The 21,165-nt window shown below is 69.9% G+C and carries 18 protein-coding genes; 1 reads left to right on the forward strand and 17 read right to left on the reverse strand.

The features are described 5' to 3' along the window. Positions 1–7: 7 nt before the first annotated feature. The 9 genes from EV378_RS10350 to EV378_RS10390 all read right to left on the reverse strand — a co-directional run bounded on the left by EV378_RS10350 (position 8) and on the right by EV378_RS10390 (position 12,415). Complete coding sequence (locus EV378_RS10350) at positions 8–1,852, reverse strand: feruloyl-CoA synthase (RefSeq protein ID WP_165922226.1); 1,845 nt, start codon at positions 1,850–1,852, stop codon at positions 8–10. Next, positions 1,849–3,036, reverse strand: a complete 1,188-nt coding sequence (locus EV378_RS10355; RefSeq protein WP_132423209.1) for a thiolase family protein — start codon at positions 3,034–3,036, stop codon at positions 1,849–1,851. The genes EV378_RS10350 and EV378_RS10355 overlap by 4 nt, the downstream gene beginning before the upstream one ends. Positions 3,037–3,140: 104 nt before the next feature. Beyond that, positions 3,141–3,758 carry a hypothetical protein gene (locus EV378_RS10360; RefSeq protein WP_132423212.1) on the reverse strand — a complete coding sequence of 206 codons (618 nt, stop codon included), beginning with the start codon at positions 3,756–3,758 and terminating at the stop codon, positions 3,141–3,143. 4 nt (positions 3,759–3,762) lie between these two features. Beyond that, the gene (locus tag EV378_RS10365; RefSeq protein WP_132423215.1) at positions 3,763–5,817 is read right to left on the reverse strand and encodes a hydantoinase B/oxoprolinase family protein; all 2,055 of its coding nucleotides are present in this window, start codon (positions 5,815–5,817) and stop codon (positions 3,763–3,765) included. Then, a complete protein-coding gene (locus tag EV378_RS10370; RefSeq protein WP_132423218.1) occupies positions 5,814–7,988 on the reverse strand; it encodes a hydantoinase/oxoprolinase family protein in 2,175 nt (724 codons plus the stop codon). Before EV378_RS10370 ends, EV378_RS10365 begins: the two co-directional genes overlap by 4 nt. Beyond that, on the reverse strand, positions 7,985–8,365 hold the full coding sequence (locus tag EV378_RS10375) for an acetone carboxylase subunit gamma (RefSeq protein WP_132423221.1): 381 nt from the start codon (positions 8,363–8,365) through the stop codon (positions 7,985–7,987). The genes EV378_RS10370 and EV378_RS10375 overlap by 4 nt, the downstream gene beginning before the upstream one ends. Positions 8,366–8,369: 4 nt before the next feature. Beyond that, the gene (locus EV378_RS10380; RefSeq protein WP_132423224.1) at positions 8,370–10,295 is read right to left on the reverse strand and encodes a hydantoinase/oxoprolinase family protein; all 1,926 of its coding nucleotides are present in this window, start codon (positions 10,293–10,295) and stop codon (positions 8,370–8,372) included. A 69-nt stretch (positions 10,296–10,364) separates the two neighbouring features. Further along, a complete protein-coding gene (locus EV378_RS10385; protein WP_243653376.1) occupies positions 10,365–11,699 on the reverse strand; it encodes a phenylacetate--CoA ligase family protein in 1,335 nt (444 codons plus the stop codon). Continuing rightward, entirely contained in the window at positions 11,696–12,415 is a 720-nt protein-coding gene (locus tag EV378_RS10390; RefSeq protein WP_165922227.1) for a FadR/GntR family transcriptional regulator, read from the reverse strand. Before EV378_RS10390 ends, EV378_RS10385 begins: the two co-directional genes overlap by 4 nt. Before the next feature lie 462 nt (positions 12,416–12,877). Between EV378_RS10390 and EV378_RS10395 the strand changes: the two genes are divergently transcribed. Further along, positions 12,878–13,660 (forward strand): SDR family NAD(P)-dependent oxidoreductase, encoded by a 783-nt coding sequence (locus EV378_RS10395; protein WP_165922228.1) that lies wholly within the window; start codon positions 12,878–12,880, stop codon positions 13,658–13,660. 41 nt (positions 13,661–13,701) lie between these two features. Here the strand turns inward: EV378_RS10395 and EV378_RS10400 are convergent, their stop codons facing one another. The 8 genes from EV378_RS10400 to isoH form a co-directional block, all read right to left on the reverse strand. Next, the gene (locus tag EV378_RS10400; RefSeq protein ID WP_132423233.1) at positions 13,702–14,139 is read right to left on the reverse strand and encodes a MarR family winged helix-turn-helix transcriptional regulator; all 438 of its coding nucleotides are present in this window, start codon (positions 14,137–14,139) and stop codon (positions 13,702–13,704) included. Between the two features lie 300 nt (positions 14,140–14,439). Beyond that, positions 14,440–14,943, reverse strand: a complete 504-nt coding sequence (styB, locus tag EV378_RS10405) for a styrene monooxygenase NADH-dependent flavin reductase subunit StyB (RefSeq protein WP_132423236.1) — start codon at positions 14,941–14,943, stop codon at positions 14,440–14,442. 56 nt (positions 14,944–14,999) lie between these two features. Next, positions 15,000–16,250 carry a styrene monooxygenase subunit StyA gene (styA, locus tag EV378_RS10410; RefSeq protein WP_132423239.1) on the reverse strand — a complete coding sequence of 417 codons (1,251 nt, stop codon included), beginning with the start codon at positions 16,248–16,250 and terminating at the stop codon, positions 15,000–15,002. Between the two features lie 130 nt (positions 16,251–16,380). Further along, the gene (gene gshB / locus EV378_RS10415) at positions 16,381–17,409 is read right to left on the reverse strand and encodes a glutathione synthase (RefSeq protein ID WP_132423242.1); all 1,029 of its coding nucleotides are present in this window, start codon (positions 17,407–17,409) and stop codon (positions 16,381–16,383) included. Positions 17,410–17,465: 56 nt separating this feature from the next. Continuing rightward, positions 17,466–18,887: an aldehyde dehydrogenase family protein gene (locus EV378_RS10420; RefSeq protein ID WP_132423245.1), complete on the reverse strand. Its 1,422-nt coding sequence runs from the start codon at positions 18,885–18,887 to the stop codon at positions 17,466–17,468. Between the two features lie 62 nt (positions 18,888–18,949). Further along, the gene (locus EV378_RS10425; protein ID WP_132423248.1) at positions 18,950–19,654 is read right to left on the reverse strand and encodes a glutathione S-transferase family protein; all 705 of its coding nucleotides are present in this window, start codon (positions 19,652–19,654) and stop codon (positions 18,950–18,952) included. 28 nt (positions 19,655–19,682) lie between these two features. Continuing rightward, on the reverse strand, positions 19,683–20,399 hold the full coding sequence (isoI, locus tag EV378_RS10430) for an iIsoprene-epoxide--glutathione S-transferase (RefSeq protein WP_132423251.1): 717 nt from the start codon (positions 20,397–20,399) through the stop codon (positions 19,683–19,685). 66 nt (positions 20,400–20,465) lie between these two features. After that, the gene (isoH, locus tag EV378_RS10435; protein ID WP_132423254.1) at positions 20,466–21,164 is read right to left on the reverse strand and encodes a 1-hydroxy-2-glutathionyl-2-methyl-3-butene dehydrogenase; all 699 of its coding nucleotides are present in this window, start codon (positions 21,162–21,164) and stop codon (positions 20,466–20,468) included. Position 21,165 lies beyond the last annotated feature (1 nt).

Below are 21,165 nucleotides of genomic sequence, written 5' to 3' on the forward strand. Positions count from 1 at the left end.
GCCATCGTCATCGGCGCACCGCGTCGCGGTGGATGACGCGCGGGCCCGCTTCGCCTGCGTAGAGGTCCTCGACGTCGGAGGAACGGCGTTCGAGAACGACTCGCTGGTTGATGTAGCCCTTGTCGGTGATCTCGCCGGCGTCGAGGTCGGGCGGTTCGGAGCAGAGCAGGAGTCGTTCGATACGGCCGGCCGAGCCGGCGTGGGTGGCGAGGTCGGCGAGGACCCGTTCGAGATGCGCGCGCAGGACCGGGTGGTCGATCGGGACGTCGTTGTCGGTGTCGCACAGGGCGCGTGCCTCGGCCTGGTTCACCCAGGCGAGCGCGGTGACCTCGGACCGGTCGTGCCCGGCGATGACCGCGTCGGTCAGCACCCTCGCGGCCGAGATCAGGTTTCCGCGGACGGTGGCGACGCTGACCCACGTGCCGGTGGCGAGCTTGAAGTCCTCGGCGATCCGGCCGTCGAACATCAGTCCCTGGTTGGGGTCGTTCTCGTCGACGAACACGACGGCGTCCCCTGTGCGGTAGAACCCGTCCTCGTCGAATGCGACCGCGGTGGCGTCCGGGCGGTCGAGGTAGCCGGGAGTGATGGTCGGTCCGGCGATTCGGATCTCGCGCTTCCCGCTGTCGGGTACGAGTTTGAGCGTGACCCCGGGCAGGGGGACGCCGATGCAGCCACATCGTGCACCGGTCCAGTGCGCCGACGTGGCGGCGGGCGCGGTTTCCGTGGTGCCCCAGGAGGAGGTGAACGGGACAGGGCGCGGTGCGTGCCGCTCGACCAGGCGTTCCAGGCGGTCCCACAGCGTCTGCGGGAGGGCCGCGGCCGCGTAGAACAGCAGGCGGAGCCGGGAGAAGAACTGCCGGGCGAAGGCGGCGTCCCGTTCCAGGTAGGGCACGAGCATCGCGTAGCCGGCGGGCACGTTGACGTACACGGTCGGCGCGATCGTGCGAAGGGCGTCGACCGTGTGCTCGAACAGGCCGGGGGCGGGTCGGCCCGCGTCGATGTGCAGCGTGCCGCCGTTGGTCAGGACCATGTTCACGTTGTGGCTGCCGCCGAACGTGTGGCTCCACGGCAGCCAGTCCACGAGTACGGGCGGTTCCTCGGCCAGGAACGGCCAGACCTGGCGCATCATCTGCTGGTTGCTGCTCAGCATCCGTTGCGTGGTGAGCACGCCCTTCGGGACCCCGGTCGATCCCGACGTGAAGAGGATCTTCGCGATCGTGTCGCCGGAGAGGCCGGCGTAGGCCCGGCCGAGCTCCGGGCCGGGCACGGTCGCGACCAGTTCGCCGAAGGTGGGTCCCACCCGGAACGGCCGCCGCGCCGTGACGATCGTGGGGGTCTCGGCCGCGGCGTCGAGGACCGCGTCGATCGCGGGGCCGTAGGCGTCGCCGTCGTCGGCGAACACCACGCCAGGGCGCACCAGCTCGACCATGGCCCGTAGTTGATGATGGTCGGCGGAGGACAACGAGTACGCGACGCTGACCGGCACCGCGGGGATGCCTGCGGTGTAACAGGCGAGGGTCAGGACCAGGTGTTCTCGCCCGTTGCCGGACAGCAGCATGACCGGTCGCGCCGGTCCGGCGCCGAGGTCGAGCAGCCGTTGCCCGGCGCTGTCAGCCTGTTCCCGGGCCTGCCCGTAGGTCAGCTCCCGGCGCTGTCGCCCGTCGGGGACGCTCAGCAGAACGGTGTCGGGGATGCGCTCGGCGTGCGCGCGCAGCGTGTGGGCCAGGTGGTCGTGGTGTGGCCCGACGGTGGTCGTCGAGCTCAGGATGATCGTGCCGTCGTCGTGGTGCTCGGCGGCGATCTGTGGTGGGGCGAACGTGGGGCTCGTGATCGGTGGGCTCGGGCTCGTCACTCGGTCACCTCGAGTACGAGCGCGGCGCCGGTGTCGCCGGCGGCGCAGCCGGTGAACAGCCCGAGCCCACCGCCACGCAGGCGGAGTGTCTCGATGAGCTCGGCGATCGACCGCAGTCCGGTCGGGCCCTGCGGGTGGCCGAACACGAGGCTGCAGCCGTGGGCGTTCATCGCGTCGGTCGCGATCCCGGTCTCCCGCGCGAGGTAGAGATCGTTCACCGCGAACGGGTTGTGGGTGGTCACGGCGGCGACGTCGCGGACGGCACGGCCGGCGTCCGACAACGCGGACAGCGCTGCCGGGACCGGCGCTTTCGGCATCCGGCTCGTGTCGACGCGCGCGAAGCCGGACGCGAGGACGCGCACGATGCCCTCGCCGCCGGCGAGCTCGCGCGCCCGGACGGCGGTGGTGACGATCGCGCCGGCGCACCCGTCGGCCGGGTGCGTCTGGGAGGCGAACGTGTGGACGCCGTCCGGCGTGGCGGCGCCCAGCTTCGCGATCGAGGTGAGTTCCTTGGGCCGGACGCCTTCGTCGGCCTCGACCGTGAGTGTCGAGCGCTTCCCGGGGATCTCGACGGGCACCATGTAGCGGCGTTGGAACGCCCGGTCGTCGTCGAGTGCGGTGGTGTACTGCTGCCAGCGCAGCGCGGTGAGCTCGTCGATCTCGGAGCGGGTGGCGGCGATCTCGGTCGCGACGGCCTCACCGGCCGCGATCATCGACGCGTCTGCCCACGGGTCGCGCGCGAAGCTGTCCAGGACCCAGTGTTCGGTGATCGGCGCGCCACCCTGACGGGACGGGGCGGGCCAGGACAGCGAAGGCCCGTTCGAGGTGCGATCCGTGGTCACGACGAGTTGGGGTCCGGCTCCGCCGGTCACCGCTCCGGCGGCCGCGTGCACCGCCGCGACGCTCGTGGCACAGGCCTGGCTCACCATCGGGCCGGAGATCCGGGGTGCGCCGATCCGGGCCGCGACGGTGGGTGCGCCGTAGAACACCTCGGGCTGGGGCACCGTCCAGCCCAGCACGATGCCGTCGAGCCCGGCGGGGTCGACGCCGCGGTCGGCCAGCGCGCGGCTGGTGACCGCCACGGCCAGGTCGAGACTGGAGATCTCGGCCAGCGAGCCCTGCCACTTCACGAACGGCGAGGACCAGGCGTGTCCGAGCGGGACGGCGACGTCGGGGTACTGCACGGGACTCCCTCGGTGTGGTTCACGGCGTGCGGGCAGGACGACGCCCGGTGCCCGGCCCGCGAGGCGGGCTCCCAGGTGTCACCCCTGGGACGGACGGCGCGGGCTCACCCGCGCACGGCGGCCACCCAGTCCTGCACGGTGGGGATGCTGCTGTCGGCCGGAACCTCGCCGTCGGTCAGCACGAGGCCGGTCTTCGGTGCGGGTACGTCGAGCGGGACGAGTTCGGCGCCGGGCAGGCCGGATGCGCCGGCGCCCATGGCATGGGCCATGGCCCGGTGGAAACGGGTCACGTTGCCGATCGTCCTGGCGACGTCGGCCGGCGTGTCCCCCTCGAGGACGACTCCGTCCACGCCTGCGTCCAGGAACGCCGTCACGTCGTCGAGCACGGTCGACGTCGTCCCGTCGAGGACCGCGATCAGCACCGACTCGTCGCGCACGGTGGTACGGAGCCGTCGGGTCGCCTCGAGCGCCGTCTCGCGGCGGATCCCCGCGTCGTCCTCGGCGAGAACGGTCGGCAACGTGACCGGCACCCCGTCCGGACGGACGGCGTCGATCAGGTCCCCGAGCCCGTTGGCGAGCTGGGTGGGGTCGGTGAGGAACGCGTCCCACGGGCGTTCGGCGATCTTCGCGGCCAGGCGGGGGGCGAGCGGGACGGCCAGCGTGTGCCCGCCGCCCCGCCGCCCCGCGATCGCCTGCGCGCGCTGGCGTGCGGGCAGGTTCATCCCGTCACATCCGCATGAGCGGGTTGACGACCTGGGCGTCCGGCCACGAGCCGTAGAGGCCGAGGATCTCCTCCGGCGGCTTGCGGTCGTTCCACGTCGCGTGGAAGTCGTCCCAGGTCTTGCCGCGGGCCTTGCGCTGCTCACGAGCCTCGCTGCGGAACGCGGCGGTCGCCTCCTCGTCGACCCGGCCGGTCTGCTCGTCGAACCTGACCGCGTAGACGTTGGCGGCGGCCCACTCGGAGATCATCCCGTCGGTGAGGTCACGCTCGACCGAGGCGGGCTCGCGGTCGATCGGGTCGCCGTAACCGGTACCGCCGGTCGAGATCCCGAGCGTGATCACCTGGTCGCCCATCACGGGACGCGCGGTGCGGGCGTAGGTCTCGGACACGATCCGCCCGCCGTACTTGCCCTCCAGCAGGCTGGCCAGATCGAGCGTGCCCTCGTTGCCGGCACGCAGCAGCTCCGGGATGTCCACGTCCTCCATGGACAAGCCGGGGCAGGTGCACTGCGAGTACCCACCGAACAGTGGCTGCGGCGTCTGCACGATCGAGTTGTCCGCGATCGACATGAAGATCACGAACGGCGCGTGGTGAGCCACCCACAGCTGCGCCGTGCCGACGCCCCCGCGGTACTTCCCGGCGCCGCCGGAGTCCTCCCAGTGCTGGGAGAACGGCACGAGCATGGGCAGCTCGTTCTCCATGTTCTCCACGTCCGGCGCTCGCCCGAACGCACACCACGGAAAGCCGTAGGCGTTGATGCCGTCCTGTGTGGAGCGCCCGCCGGAGCCCTCGGTGTTGATCGTGTAGGCGAGCATGTCCGCGAACGGCATCCCCCACTGCGACACGCCCGCCAGCACGGAGGCGTTCCCGCCGTTGCCCAGTGACGCCGACACCTGCCGCCACTCGACCGTCCCGAACCGGGCCCGCCCGACGCAGTTCGCGATCGCGCTCATCGCCCCGGTGGCCGCCATGACCGCGCAGCTGGTGGCCGCGTTCGGCGCCGGGGAGAGCATCGAGTTCTCCGGGAACAGGAAGTCGATCGGCTGGAACGTGGCCGAGGAGATCGGCAGGTCGTGGAACACGTACTCGTAGATGTAGTTGGCCATGTGCCCGATCACGGCCTGCGGGTGCGCGTTGTAGGACGACCCGTTCTCCGGGCTGGTACCGGCGAAGTCGACCTGCAGCGTGTCGTCCCGCTTGGTCATCGTCATGAAGCAGTTGCGCATCAGGCCGTGCTCGGTACCGGCGGCGTCGGAGAACGTCGCGCACCGATAGGTGCCGTCCGGCCAGGAGGACAGCCGGGTCCGGGCGCCCTGCTCGGCCTCCTGCAGCATCTTGCGGAACAGGCCGGTGACGAAGTCCTTGCCCTCCCGCTCGAACATCTCGAGCAGGCGGACGCGGACGCGGTCGGCGGTGGTGCAGCGGGCCCGCAGGTCGACCGTCACCGAGGTCTCGGACCGCAGCCCGAACGCGGCGAACATCTCGATCACGTCGTCGCGCAGGACGTGGTTGTGCCCGATCTTCATCGGCGGCAGGTTCATGCCCTCGTCGAAACGGGACTTCGCCGACACCGGCATGCCGCCGGGCTCGCACGCCCCGGTCTCCGTGGTGTGCGACAGCGCCGCGGTCCAGGCGACGAGCTCGCCGCGGAAGAAGACCGGCATCATCGCCACCTGGTCGGGGTTGTGGATCCCGCCGTAGAGCGCGTCGTTGGTGTACCAGATGTCGCCGTCGGCGATGCCAGGGTTCTCGGCGAACCGCTTCAGGATGAACTTGATGACGATCGGCGGGATCACCGCGTGCAGGTAGGTGCCCGCCGAGGCGTTCACCAGGTCGCCCTGGGCGTTGAAGATCGCGACGATCGAGTCGCCCGCGACGCCCATCTGCGACCGGGACGAGCGCATGAACACCTCGTAGCCCTCGTCGAGGATGTCCGCGGTGCGCTGCACGCCGATCTCGTACCGACCGGTACCGACCTCGTCCAAACAGGACAGCTCGTAGTCGGTGGGCTCGCTGACCTTCAGCGCCGCGAGCTTCTCCTCCAGCGTCGGGTAGCTCATGCCGAGGCTCCTTCCAGGGCCGCCGCGGGAACGTTGTCGCCTGCGTGTTCGCTGTCCTGCAGCAGACCCAGCCCGTGCTCGTCGATCGTGAGGCTCTTGCCTGGCGGAACGACGATCGTGGTGAACTCGGCCTCGACCAGTGCCGGGCCGTCGACGCGGTTGCCGGGCGTCAGCTGCCCGAACGCGTAGACGGGCGAGTCCGCACGCTTGCCGGTCTCCGCCCAGTAGGCCTCCCGGCTGCCGACCCGCGCCGCCGACGGGTCGGCCGACCCGAGCTCGTGCACCGGCAGTTCCAGCTTCTCGGTCGGGACGGTGGCCTTCACGACGATGCCCTCGATGTAGGCGCCACCCGGCTTGTTGACCACGTGCGGGCTGAACGCCTCGGAGTACTCCTTCTCGAAGGCGTCGTAGACGGCCTGGGCATCCTCCACGGATCCGATCTCGAGGAGCGGCGACGACACGCGCTTCACCTGCACCTGCCCGCCGTAGAGCATGTCCAGCTCCACGGTCCAGACCGCGGTGTCCGGGTCGAGACCCTCGGAGAGGAGGTCGGCCCTCCCCTGGGCCACCATCTCGCGGACGGGGGCGTTGTAGGCCTCGTAGTCGTCGATGAGCTGCTGGGTCATGCCGTTGAGGAACAGGATCCGCCTGGACTGCTCGTAGACGTGCATGATGTCCATGACCGAGCTGCCCAGCGCGGAGAACACCGGCGCCTGCGGGAAGATCACCGAGGTCGGGACGTCGGCGCCGTAGCCGGCGACGTGCGTCGGGCCACCGCCGCCGAAGGCGAACAGGACGAAGTCCTCGGGGTGGTAGCCGCGCAGGTGCACCTCGCGCTTGATCGCCGAGGCCATGTTCTGCTCGATGATCCGCCGGATCAGCGCGGCCGCCTCGTCGACGCTCACCCCGAGCGGCTTCGCGATCTTCGTCTCGATCGCCTGCACGGCCTTGTCGCGGTTCAGCGGCATCCGGCCGTTGAAGTAGCCGTCCGGCGAGATGTAGCCGAGCACGACGTCCGCGTCGGTCGTCGTCGGCTCGGTCCCACCCAGGTCGTAGCAGACCGGGCCCGGGTACGAGCCCGCACTGCGCGGCCCGACCTCGAGCCGCCCGCCGAGCAGGTCGTTGATCCACGCGATCGACCCGCCGCCCGCACCCATCGTGGTCGCCTGCAGCATCGAGATCCCGACCATCCAGCGGTCGATGATCGGCCGGAACTCGTAGGACCGCACGCTCGCGTCGACGACCATGCCGAGGTCGAAGCTCGTGCCACCGACGTCGGAGGCGATCACGTTCTTGAACCCGAGCGACTGTCCGATGTGGAAGCTACCCATCAGGCCGGCGATCGGGCCGCCGTTGTAGGTGCGCGAGGCGGTGGTCTTGAAGATCTCCGCGGAGCCGCCGGAGTTGTGGGTGAGCAGGAAGCTGCCCCGGTAGCCGTGCTCGCGCAGCTGGTCCCAGGTCGCCTCCATCTCGGCCTTGATCGAGGACTGGAGGTAGGCGTCCAGGACGGCGGTCATGGTCCGCTCGTACTCGCCGACCTTGCCGACGACCTCGTGGGACAGCACGACCGGCAGGTAACCGACGTGGTAGCCCTTGTACTCCTCGCGGATGATCTCCCGGATCCGCTTCTCGTGGGCCGGGTTGACGAAGCTCCACAGCAGCGACACCGCGATCGCCCGGGCGCCGCCGTCGACGAGCTTGCGCAGCTTGCGCCGCACGTCCTCCTCGTCCAGCGGGCGCAGGACCGTGCCGAACGAGTCCACCCGCTCGCGCACCCCGGCGATCATGTCGCGGGTGATCAGCGGCGCAGGCTTGTTCTGCACGGCGACGTTGCGTCGTTCCGAGATCCGTGTGCCGTCGGTCCACTGCGCGCCGCGGCCGATCAGGATCGCGTCCTCGTGGCCCTCGGTGGTCAGCAGGCCGAGGCGCGGGCCCTTGCGCTCGATCAGCCGGTTCATCGCGACGGTCGTCGAGTACCGCACGAGCTCGATCTCCGGCAGCAGCTCGTCGACCGAGCGGCCCATCTGCTCGGCACCGTCGGTGAGCACGTCGAGGAACCCGACCGACAGGTCGTACGGGGTGGTCGGCGCCTTCGCCGTGATCCGCTGGTCGTCCCAGGTCAGGACCAGGTCCGTGAACGTGCCGCCCACATCGATGTCGATGGCCTTCACGCCGTCACCTCCAGCTTTCCGTGCTCGTCGATGCGCAGTGCCCCGTCGCCGAGCTTGCGCTTGAGGCTGTCGAGGTCGATCTCCGTGTCGTGGGTGATCGGGTGTCCCGGCGGGAGGTACTCGGTCTCGGTCTGCTGACCGCAGCCCGGGCAGTAGAACTCGATGATCCGGATCCACTCCGGATTCGGGGAGAACGTGAACTCGCCCTCCATCAGCGGCGGGTGCACCTCGCCCGGGTCGCGCTCGTGGATGAGCAGACCCTTCTTGTAGTTGTCCCGCGCGTCGCCGATGTCGTGGCCGCAGGTGTGGCAGAGCCAGCGCTCCGCGCCGACGTCCAGGTCCAGGTACTCGGCGATGTGGAGCTTCGTGGTGCTCATCGGGCTATCCCTTCCTCGCCACGGCGTCTCCGCGGGCGTCGACGTCGAGCTGCCAGCCGGGGCCGGCCAGCCAGGTGAAACTGCCGCCGTCGATCAGGGCCGGCCCGGTCACCGACGACCCGGCCGCGCCGCTCCAGGTGTGGGTGGGGATCCCGCCCCGCTCGCCCACAGAACCCGACCCGCCCGTGGCGACACTCGCCTGCTGGAGGCTGGGCAGCGTGTAGCTGGCGGTCAGGCGGACCAGGCTCGGGGTACCGGACGCCAGCGCCCCGTCGACCGACCCCTCCGAGGTGGACCGGCCGCCGTCGGAGTAGCGGACCTCGTAGTGCAGCTCGGCCCTGTCCGCGTCGAAGCCCTCGCCGGCGAGATCCCGGCGGGCCTCCTCGGCCAGCGTGCGACCGGCGTCGCGTGCGGCGTCGTCGGAGTTCACCGCGGACTCGTAGACATGGACCACGTCCGAGATCGCCGAACCGTAGGCCGACAGCACATGCCCGAACCCGAACAGCCGAGCCGAGCGGGCCCCGAGCCGGTCGGCCACTCCGGTGGCGAACAGCGGCCCGTTGCCGCCGAACGCATAGATCGCAGTGTCGGCGAGGTCGCCCGGAGCCTGCGAGGCGGCGCCATCGAGCTGAGTCCATCCCATCTCGGCCGCCGTCTCGCGGGCGAGCTCGGCCACCATGTCGTAGGCCGTGTCGACGATCCGGCGGGCCGCGTCCTCGGCCGGGATCCCGAGCGGAGTGCCGACGGCGCGCTCGATCGCGTCCTCGGCCGCGTCGACGTCGAGCGTGCGGCGTCCGTCCAGGAACGCGTCCGGCGCGAGGTAGCCGAGCAGCACGAAGGCGTCGGTCACGGTGGCGTTGCGCCCGCCGAGGCCGTAGCAGGCCGGGCCCGGCGCGGCACCCATCGAGTCCGGGCCGAGTGTGACCGTCCCGTCCGCGGCACGGGCCACGGACCCGCCGCCCAGCGCGATCGAGCGCAGCAGTGGCAGGTTCGTCCGCACCGGAATGCCGAACAGGTTGCCCTCGTCCCGGTCGACGACCCGCCCGTCCTCGACGGCGGAGACCTTCGCGGTGGTGCCGCCGACGTCCAGGGCCAGCACCTTGGCGTCGCCACCTGCGGTGGCCTGCGCCGCGGAGGCGTGCGTCCCGAACAGCGGGCCGGACTCGATCGTGTCGAACGCGGTGGTCTTGCCGATCCGCGCGACACCGCCGTTGATGTGGCCGACCAGCACGTTGCCGCGCCAGGAGTGCTCCTGCTTCAGCACCTCCTCGGCCTTGTACAGCGTCGTTGCCAGCGACGGGTGCACGTAGGCGTTGATCAGCGAGACGAACGTGCGGGTCGAGTCGTCGGGACGCAGCAGGATCTCCGAGGCGGGCAGCGCCGGGATCGAGCCCAGGAAGTGGTCCGGGTACTGGGCGTCGATCATCGCGACGACCTTGCGCTCGCGCGAGTTGTCCTCGAACGCGCCCTTCAGCGAGATGTTGATGCGCCGGATGCCGTTGTCGAACAGGCCCTTGACCGCCGTGCGGACCTCGTCGTCGGACGCGTCGTCGGAGATGCCGGTGATGTTCTCCGGGGCGATCAGCGGCCCGAGAACCGTCGACGCCTCGTCGGCGCTCGTGTAGAGGTCGCCCTCGTGACCCGCGCTGACCAGCAGGCCCAACTTGGGCCCGGTCTTCTGCGCCAGGACGTTCGACGTGATGGTCGACGACCAGCGGATCAGCGCGACGTCGTCGAGCAGGTCCCGCAGGCCGGCGGCGCCGACGTGCGCACGGGCGGCCTCGAGGACCTCCAGGAAGGAGATCGTCACGTCGTGCGGGGTGGTCTCGACCTTGACCGAGAACACGCCGCTGAATCCGATCCGTGGCGCGTCACCACTGACCAGACCGTCGGTCATGGTCCCGCCGGTATCGATGTCGATGTTCAGCACGGCGTCACCTGCTCATCTCCCTTGATGGTTGCTCTCCGGCGCGGGTTCGGGTGCAGGACCTGGACGGGTCTAGCGGCGCCGACGGACGAGCTGGGCCTTCATCTCCCAGCGGGGCAGGGCGTTCGGAGGCACGAGCTCCACTGCCGCCTTGACGATCAACTTCTCGCGAAGCGCGCGCTCGACGTCGTCGCGCAGCCCGTCGAGGTCCTCCTCGTCGGGCCCGTACTCGACCTGCACCCGCATCGGCGGCCGGATGACCGGGCCGGCGTCGGGCACGACGATCTGCATCGCTCCGGTGGTGCGCGGCTCCATCGAGGCGACGACGTCCTTCACCGCGCTCGGCCACACGTTCACGCCGGCCACGAACAGGAGGTCGTCGGTCCTTCCCGCGCACAGCAGTCGCGGGCTCGTGCGCCCGCATCCGCAGGGGCTGCTGTCCACCAGGACCCGGTCGCGAACCCGGAACCGGACCAGCGGCACGCACTCACGCCGCAGATGGGTCACCAGCAGCTCGCCCTCGACCCCGTCCGACCATTCGATGATGCGGTCGGAGTCCGGATCGACCAGCTCGACGAGCAACTGGTCCTCGGCGCACAGGTGCAGGCCGTCCTGCTCCGGGCAGCTGGCCAGATAGATCGGGAACACGTCGGCGTTGCCCATACCGTCGGACACCGTCGCGCCGTAGTCGGCTTCCAGCCGTGTCCGGACGGCAGGGATCGAGCCACCCGGCTCCGCGCCGACGAGCAACTTGGTCAGGCCGAGCTCGCGCGGTTCCATGTCGAGCCGGTTGCGGCAGTACTCGGCCAGGTAGGTGGCGTAGGACGGAGTACACATCAACGTCGTCGCGCCCAGGTCGCGGATGCTCTGCACGACCCGGTCCGTGGCCGACGTACCGATCGGCACGAACGTCGCGCCGATCCGCTCCGTGGCGTCCTTGAGCGGAAGGCCACCGACGAAGAACCCGAGCCCGAACGCGTGGATGACGACGTCGTCCGGGCGCATGCCCTCGCAGTAGAGGACGCGGGCGACGACCTCGGTCCAGTCCTCGAGGTCACGTGCCGTGATACCGACGTAGCTGGGCCGGCCCGTCGTCCCGCTGGACGCGTGGATCCGGACGACCTCGGTCATGTCGACGGCCGCGTGAGCTCCCAGCGGCGGGGCCTCCAGCTGGCTGGTACGCAGCTGCTCCTTCGTCGTGAACGGCGCCGCGAACGTCTCCAGGGAGGTGACCGCACTCGGGTCGAACCCGGACGCCGCCCACATCTCGGCGTAGAAGCGGGAGTTCTCCGCCACCCACCGCAACTGCTCCCGGAGACGTTCGAGCTGCAGCGCGCGCAGCGACGCGCGGTCCATCGTCTCGACGGCCGGGTTGAAGTAGCGCCCGTCCGGGCGGCCGGCGCTCACCGGGCCTCCTCGGTCTCGCCGCGGTCGTCCTGGTACTCGAGCAGGTAGCGGCGCACGGCGCGCTCCGCGGCGCCGACCTCGCCGTCGTCGACCAGTCGCATCAGGTGGGTCAGCCGCTCACGCGACGCCGCGCACCATGCCGGGTCTCCCACACGCTGGCCGAGGCTCATCGCGATCGGACCCCGCAGGCTGTCGTAGACGGCGACGAACACCGGGTTCTCCGAGGACTCGACGAGCGCCAGGTGGTACTGGACCAGCGCGTCCACCACCCGCGCGGGCCTGGTCCCCGCGGTTCCGAGTTTGCGCAGCGCCCGTCCGAGGTCCATCGAGTCGTGCGCGGCCGCTGCGAGCCGCGCGGCCATCGGCTCGATCGCCAGCCGCACGTCCATCACATGCCGCGGCTCGACATCCAACGTGGACAGCGGCGCGGCCTTGATCGAGACGAACTCCTCGGCCTCTGGTGCGGCGACGAACCGACCCCCGCCGTACCCGCGACGAACCTCGAGATACCCCGACACCTCCAGCGCCTTGAGCGCCTCACGCAGCATCGGCCGCGACACCCCGAGCTGGGTCGCCAGCTCCGGCTCCGACGGCAGCCGGTAGCCGGTCGGCAGGTCGCCCCGGACGATCGCGCCGCGCAGCGTCGAGACGATCTTCTCGAAACCACGCCCGACGCCGATCGACTCGAAGGTGTAGCCGAACTCATCCGTCGTCACACGGCCCTCCCTCCGCAGCCGGCCACCACGGGTACGGATCGACCGCGGCGCCGGCCTTCTCGGCCGCGAATCATCGCGCCGAGCCGACGCGGGAGGGCGCGACGGGGGCAACCGCCGCGCCCTCCCGCGCGAGCCCAGGACAGTGATCACGGTCGACTCCAACCGGAACGTGTGACCTGACGTCTGACATCAGGTTGTGAATGGGCTCACTGTAGGAGCGGCACCCATGAGGGTCAATACCCTACGTCGCTCCCGTGTATCGCAACTCTTCTGTAGAACTTTATCTGCCTCTGAGCTGCGACAACAGGAGAGAACTCCTGCATCGCGAGGAGCGACTCCCTTGACGACGATCCAGACCGTGGCCACGCTCACCCACTGTTGTCAGACTGCCACTCGGTCAGCGAAGAGACCCGGATGGCGCCCTTCACCACGCCCCGACTCGAACCATCGGAGGTCTCCCCCATGTCGTACCCAGCCCCGTTCGACCTCACCGGGCAGGTCGGACTCGTCACCGGCGCCGGCTCCGGACTCGGGATCGAGTTCGCCGAGGTCCTCGCCGATGCCGGCGCGGACGTCGCCTGCGCCGACGTCGACGCCGACGCCGCGGCGGACACCGCTGCCCGCGTGGAGAAGCTCGGACGCCGCTCGGTCGCGATCACCTGCGACGTCGCCGACGAGCAGCAGGTCCAGGGGATGGTCGCGCGCACGACCTCGACACTCGGCCGGCTCGACGTCCTCTTCGCGAACGCCGGAATCGCCGACGCCAACCCGGCACCGGTACACCAGTTCCAGACCCGGGACTGGCACCAGGTCATCGACGTCGACCTCCACGGCGTCTTCTACAGCGCCAAGCACGCACTCGAGGTCATGGTCGCGCAGGGCAGCGGAAAGATCATCAACATCGCCTCGATGTGGGGCACCACCGGATCATCGAGCGTGTTCCCCATCCCCGCCTACAGCGCCGCCAAGGGTGCCGTGGTCAACCTGACGCGAGAGCTCGGACTCGAGTACGCCACTGCCGGCATCCAGGTCAACGCACTGTGCCCCGGCTTCTACCGGACCCGGCTGGCCGGCGGCGCCTACGACGATCCGGACTTCGTCTCCGCCGTCACCGGCTTCACCCCGATGGGCCGGGTCGCCGAGGCGAGCGAGATCCGAGGCCCCGCCCTGTTCCTCGCATCGTCAGCGTCCGACTACATGACGGGCCAGCTGCTGATCGTCGACGGCGGCTGCATGGCGAAGTAGCTCGCGCCGACACCGCGATCGCGCGTGGGGCCCGCCTCGGTTCAGCCGCTCGAGTCGGACGGCTCGAGCGTGACGAGGACCTTGCGCAGCAGCGTGGTGAGCCGCCGCTGTTCGGTCGGTGTGAGGGCCTGTTCGAGGACCTTGGTGTCGTGGTCCATCAAGCCGGCGAGGAGGGCGTCGACCAACTCGACCCCTGCCTTCGTCAGCTCGACGTCGACCCGGCGCCGGTCGGAGGTATCGACGTGTCTGGTGATGAGACCGGCACGCTCGAGCTTGTCGAGCCGCTGTGAGACACCACCTGCAGTGATCAGCGAGGACTGCGTCAGCTCCCCGGCCGACCGACGGTAGGGCGGCCCGGCACGGCGGAGCATTCCCAGCACGTCGATGGTCCCGCGGTCGCTCTCGAACTCGTTCAGCTGCGCCTTGCGAAGCTGCTCCAGGTGGCGACCGATCCGCCAGATCCGGCTGACGACGCCCATGGACGATACGTCGATGTCCGGTCGCTCGCGTCGCCAGTCGGCCTCGACCCGGTCGATGGAGTCACCCTCGCTGTGCCCCTTCGGCAGCGGGGCGGCGGCATCCTCCGCGGCGGCTGACACGACGGCGTGACCCCTTTCGCCCGGGCCCCCGGACGGGGCACCTCACAACGATAACGTAGCGCTGAACCTCTTAGCGTGTGGAGGATCTGCGGTGTGTCGGCGGTCTCGCTCCGAGACGGACGTTCCGGGCCGCTCCCGACCCCGGTCCGCCACACCCGTCGCCGATCCCCGAACAGGGTCTCAGCCGACGTGCTTGATCTGTGGCTGGTGGTACCGGCTCCCGAAGAACATCAGGGGGGAGCCGTCGTTGCTTCCGCAGGTCAGCACGCGGGCCACGAAGACGGTGTGGTCGTGGACCTCGAAGCGCTGGATGACCTCGCACTCGAACCAGGCCAGGCAGTGTTCGAGGGTCGGCACCCGGTCGCGGACCGTGAACCGAGGAGGCACGTCGGCGGGCTTCCCGGCGAAGTTGTTCGACACGTGCTCCTGGTCGTGGGCCAGCACGCTCGCCCCGAAGTGCCCGGCGCCGGTGATGAACCGATGCGCCCGCCCTGCCATCAGAGAGACCATCACGGTCGGCGGCTTGACGCTGACGGAGGTGAAGCTGTTCACGGTCGCGCCGTGAACGGTGTAGCCGAAGTCCGTGCAGTCGACGTCGGGATCGACGCAACTGATCACGGCGACCCCGGTCGCGAACAGGCCGACGTTGCGGCGGAACTGCTTCTGAGCGTCCATGGTCAGCATCTGCGTTCTACCTCGGTGCTCGTGGTGGTCGGGAGGTGTCGACGTGGGGTGCGCGCTCAGACGGAGGCGGCGACCCGAGCACCACGACTCAGCCAGGCGGCCGTGCGCTCCGGGGTGGCGAAACGGTCCCACTGCTGTTCGGGGTAGTTGAAGCCGTCGGTGAACTCGTCGGCGAGCTGAGGGCTCTCGGCGATCGTGCGGAGCGCCTCCCGGAACTCGGCAGGCATCGTCCGCAGGCCTTCGAGCATGAAGTTGGTCCACCGTGTCGCGGCCAGGACACGGTCGTCGCGCTTGCGCTCGACCTGTTCGACGAAGCGTGCATCGAAGATGTCCTGGGCGACGATCTCCTCACCGAGCACCCACGCTGCGTGGGACGCCACGTTGCCCCCCTGGCCGAGCACGGGGTCGACCGTCGCCTTCACGTCCCCCAGCGACACGGCCAGCGTGCCGTCGTCGAGCACGATGTGCGAACGGCGAACCGACGGAGTCACGCCGCCCTGCACGAGGTCGCGAGAGCCGTGGGGGAGGTCGAACGCGGAGGGGTCGACCCGCTCGGCGGTCAACGGGTAGTGGGTGCGGAGCGCGTCGAGGATCCGGGCCCGGAACGCCGCCGGGTCGTCGTCGTACGTGGTCCGGGACAGCACCTCGAGGTCTCCGCCGATGTGGTTCTCGAACACCAGGGCCGTCGCCATGCCGCCGAAGGTGAGGAACGGGATCTCGATCATCTCGCCCGCACCGGGCGACGCCGACCAGACCACCGACCGTGGATCGAGCTGCTCGACGCCCTGGAAGACACCGACGCAGAGTGCCCGCTGCGGACGGTCGAACGGCGAGTCGGTGGGCAGCCGTCCGAACATCTGCCCGAACGGGCCCTTGCCGGTCCCCACCGCGAGCAGGTCGAAGCGGGCCCCCAGAGCCGGGACGTCGTCGTGGACGATCTGGCCGTACTCGATCCGGCCCCCACGCTCGACGAAGTCCTCCATCAGACGGGGGTGGTAGATCCGGTAGTCGACGGCCCGGCTCGGCGAGTGGTAGTCGCCCCGGAAGCGCAGCGGCTCCGGCCCGCCCACGAAGTACTCGTGGCCGACGTAGCCGTGGTCGTCGACCCCCCAGTGGTCGATGCCGAGCTGCTGCTCGCGCCGGATGGTGACGGCGTGGTGGGCCACCGTGTTCGGCAGCTGCCCGTTCCGGATGGCGTCCGGGTCGCGGTCGCTGAGGATCGTCACGTCGACCCCGTGCTGCAACAGGTACAGGCCGAGGTGCAGTCCCGCGGTGCCTGCGCCGATGATGCCGATTCGCTTGTCCACGGTCAGAGCTCCCGGGTACTCGGGCGACGTCGTCCTGACGCCGTAGTCGTCGATGACCACTCGTGCGTACGAGAGGGTCTGCTTCTCGTGTGAAGTGCCTTACAGCAAGATTAGCACAGGGCTAAAATATTTAGCGATAGGCATGCCCGTAGGCGGACACGTCGGCGGGGACCCTGCTCTCGACCCAGGCGATGACGGCGTCGCCGAGGCGGGTGCCGGCGAAGGCGTCGATCTCACGGACACCGGTCGGGCTGGTCACGTTGATCTCGGTGAGGTGGTCACCGATCACGTCGATCCCGACGAACGCGAGGCCGTTCTCGGCGAGCGCCGGTGCGAGCCGGCTGCAGATCTCCTTGTCGCGGGGCGTCACCGTGTCCACGGCCACCGTCGCACCGGCGGCCATGTTGCAGCGGAACTCCCGTCCGGATGCGACGCGGCGAACAGCGCCGATCGGCTCGCCGTCCAGCACGATGACGCGGCGGTCCCCCTCGCCGGAACGGTCGAGAAACCGCTGGACGACGACGTGGTCGCGGCCGCGGCCCGTGGACGCCTCGATGATCGAGGCGAGATTGGGATCGTCGGCACGCAGCAACATGATCCCGCGCCCGGCCATGCCGTCGGTCGGCTTGATCACCGCCGTGCCCCACCGCTCCGTGGCCCGAACGATCGCGGCCTTGTCGGCGGTGACGAGCGTGTCCGGGCCCAGGTCGGGCCAGCGCAGCGCGAAGAGCTTCTCGTTGGCGTGGCGCAGGCCCGCCGGGTTGTTGACCACGAGACACCGGCTCGTGTCGACGAAGTCGAGCAGGTAGGTGCCTCGCAGGTAGCGACCATCGAACGGAGGGTCGGTCCGGACGAACACGGCGTCGGTGTCGTCGAGAACGATCCGCTCCGGGGTCCCCGCCGCGAACCAGTCCGGACGAGCCGTCCAGTGACCGTCGTGCAGCTCGGCCGGCTCGACGTCGATCGGTGTGCACAGGGCGCGCGCACGGCCGTCCTCGACCTCGAGGTCGGTCATCGTCGTCGTGAGAACGCGGTGGCCGCGGGCCTGCGCGGACTCCATCAGCGCGACGCTCGTGTCGTGTGCCGCGTCGAGCCCGCCGAGCGGGTCGATCACGAAGAGCAGATCGAGTGAACGATGGGTGCGGTCAGGGTCGGACATCGACGTCCTCCTCGCATCGGTGACGCTCGGTTGCTGCGGCCGCAGGCCATCTCAGCTCATCGCCTGATGCTCAGGACCTTGATGTTGGTGTACGCGTGCAGGCCGTGGATCGACCCCTCCACGCCGATTCCGGACTGCTTCGCACCGCCGAACGGCACCGTGGCCGTGACGACCGGGTGCTGGTTCACCCACACCGAGCCTGCGTCGAGCCGCTCCGCGACGGCGGCCGCGCGGTCCAGGTCCGGCGACCAGACCGAGGCACCCAGGCCGTAGTCGGTGTTGTTCGCGCGGGCGACGGCGTCGTCGAGGTCGCGGTAGGTCAGGATCGGCACGACCGGCCCGAAGGGCTCCTCGTCGACCAGGCGGGTCCCCTCGGCGACCCCGCGGATCAGCGTGGTCGGGAACCAGTAGCCGGGTCCGTCCGGCACCTCGCCGCGGAAGAACGCGTCCCCGCCCTGTGCGATCGCGTCGTCGGTGAGCTCCCGCACGCGGTCGAGCTGCGGCTTGTTCTGAACCGGGCCGGCGTTGACGCCCTCCTGGAGCCCGGGGCCGACCACGACCGTCGCCGCCTCGGCGGCGAGCGCGTCGCAGATCGCGTCGAACTTCGACTCCGGGACGTAGAGGCGCTTCAGTGCGGCGCAGACCTGGCCGGAGTTGGAGAACGCCGCCCAGAACAGGTCCTTGCCGACGACGGCCGGGTCGGCGTCGTCGAGCACGATGCCCGCGTCGTTGCCGCCGAGCTCGAGGGTGACGCGCTTGAGTGTGCCCGCCGAGGACGCCATGACGTGCTTGCCGGTGGGGACCGAGCCGGTGAAGGAGATCTTGTGGACACCCGGGTGGCCGGTCAGGGCCGGGCCGAGCTCGTCGGTACCGGAGACGACCTGAACGACGCCGGGCGGAAGCACCTCCTGGAGGAGCTCACCGAGCCGCAGCGTCGCGACCGGCGTGTACGGCGACGGCTTGATGATCACGACGTTGCCGGCGACCAGCGCCGGAACGATCTTGAACATCGCGGCGAGGATCGGGTAGTTCCAGACGGTGATGCCACCCACGACGCCGATCGGCACCCGTCGTACTTCGACGCGCCCCGTCTCGTCGTCCTTGATGATCTCGGGCTCGAGCGTGGACTGGCCGAAGAAGTCGACCTGACGCAGGCTCGCGCCGATCTCGCCGCGCGCGTTGCCCAGCGGCTTGCCCTGCTCCAGCGTGACGAGGTTCGCGAGCTCGTCGATGTTGGCCCTGATGACCTCCGCGATGTCGCGGACCGCGTCCTGCCGCCGCTGCAGCGGCGTGTCCCGCCAGGACGGGAACGCGGCGTTCGCCGCAGCGACGGCCTCGTCGAGCTGCGCCGCCGAGGCGGCCGGAACCTCGATGAACGACTCCCCGGTCGAGGGGTCGATCACCGGGAGCGTTCCCGCGCCGTCGACACCGCGGCCGTTGATGGTCAGCCGGGGACGGGTGATGGTCGGAGTCGCCATGGCGATGTGCTGCCTAACTGTCGCGAGGGGTGTGCGGGGACCGCGGGCCGGACGGGTCGTTCTCAGCCGACCGGGCGAGCGTCGGCGCCGAAGAGAAGCCGGTACTGCTCCGGGGTGTAGCGGAAGTTCTTCGCGTCCTCGGAACGTTGGTCAGGCACCGTGACCTGGGCGGAAGGCCGCTCCGAGATGCGGTCGGACCAGTCGCGGACCGCCGGGTAGTCGTCCAGGGAGATGCCGTGGCCCTTGCCCAGACGGGTCCACGGGAAGGAGGCGATGTCGGCGATCGAGAACTCGTCCACGATGTGGTCCCGGTCGCGGAGCCGCTCCTCGAGGATCTGGTAGACGCGCGCGGCCTCGGTTCCGAACCGCTGCCGGGCGTACGGGTCGTCGTGCCCGTTCTGAGGTGCGTAGGTGGTGAAGTGGGTGGCCTGACCCAGCCCCGGCCCCTGGTTGGCGACCTGCCAGACCGTCCAGCAGATCGCCTCCCAGCGGGCACCGGGGTCGGCCGGCAGCAACCGGCCGGTCTTGTCGGCCAGGTACTGCAGGATGGCCGCGGACTCGAACAGTGCCAACGGCCGGCCACCGGGGCCGTCGTGATCGACGATCGCGGGGATCTTCCCGTTCGGGTTCACCTGCAGGTAGTCCGGGTCGAACTGGTCTCCCCGGGTGATGTCGGTCCACCGGATCTCGTAGGCGAGCTCGAGCTCCTCGAGCGCCATGAGAATCTTCCGGGCGTTCGGGCTGACGAAGTAGAACAGGTCGATCACTGCGATGTCTCCGGTGGCCGTTGGTCGGTCAGACGCCGAAGCGGTTCTGCATCCGCTCGGAGTAGGCGACGAGGTTGGACTTCGAGCGGGCGTGGTCGCGCCCCTCCCAGTCCCACGGGACGTCCGCGATGTGGCGGAACGTCGAGTAGACGGTCGCGTCGTAGGACGTGGGCTCGGAGCCGAGGAGGAACGGCTTGTCGCCCAGGAACGACGACAGCGCGTCGAGGTCCGTCTTGAGGTTCACGAGGACGTCGTCGTGGGTGCGCAGGCCCATCCCGTGGCCACCGGCAGCGCCCCAGATCTTCTGCCGGTACGCGAGCATCGCCTCGAGGAACTCCGGCGCCGGCTCCTCACCGGGCGGGACGAAGGACGGCAGGTAGACCGCGAACACCTCGTCGTTGCGCCAGCGCGGGTAGATGACGCCGGACCAGTAGAGGTTCTCCTCGATCAGGCGCTGGAAGGCCACCCCGACCGCCTTGTCGGTCTCGCCGAGGTGGCTGTCGAGCTTGTCGCCGTACTTGTCCTTGAGGTGGTCGACGATGGTCGTCGAGTCGTTGACCTGCCTGCCCTCGTCGATGATGTAGGGCAGCTTGGCGGTCGGCGACGTGCTGGCCAGCGTGTCCAGCGGCTGGATCCTGTACTCGAACGGGACGCCGGCCATCGTCGCGTAGTTGACGACCTTGGTGACGAACGGGCTGATGTCGGGCAGACCCCATGAGGGGACGAACCCGTAGATCTCGATCACGACAAGACTCCTTCGGCTCGTGCTGTGTGTGGTGATGGGGAGCGGTCGAGCGGACGCCGGGTCCGACTACCAGGGCAGGATCTCGCCGTTGGCGTGCTGGAACTGGCCTGCCGTCTCGAGGGTCAGCCCGTCGAGGACGGTGACGAGCTGTTCGGCGGACTGCTCGGGCCGGGCGAACACCGACGCGTATCGCGTCAGCTCCTCCTGGTCGACGACGTCGAGCAGGTGGGTCCGGACCATTCCCGGGTGCAGCGCCTGGACCGCGACACCGACCTTCTTGAGGTCGTGGTGCAGGTTGAGAGCCACCATGTTCGCGGCGGCCTTCGAGATGCGGTACGCGTAGTCGCCGCCGCTGGTGTTGTCCACCATCGACCCGACACGGCTGGTGAGGATCCCGACCTTCGAGCCCTCACCGAGGAATCCGCGCAGAGCGCGGACCACGCGAAGCGGTCCGAGCGTGTTGATCTCGAACTGCTTGCGGGCGTCGTCGTAGTCGACCGTCTCGATCGTGTCCAGGTGCATGATCCCGGCGACGTTGACCAGCCACTCGAGCTGGACGTTCTGCTGCTCCAGCCGCTTGGCCAGACCGGACACCGCCTCGTCGGAGGTCACGTCCACGCCGGGCTCGACCTTGATTCCGGCGCCGGCGAGGTCCGCTCCGTCGCCGAAGCAGGCCGCGAGCACGTCGTCGCCGCGCTCGTGCAGGTGGCGCGACATCGAGTTCGCGATGCCCCGGTCGGCACCGATGATCAGCTTGGTTCCCATG

Origin of the sequence: Pseudonocardia endophytica (genome assembly GCF_004339565.1) — a bacterium.
Classification (GTDB): Bacteria; Actinomycetota; Actinomycetes; order Mycobacteriales; family Pseudonocardiaceae; genus Pseudonocardia; species Pseudonocardia endophytica.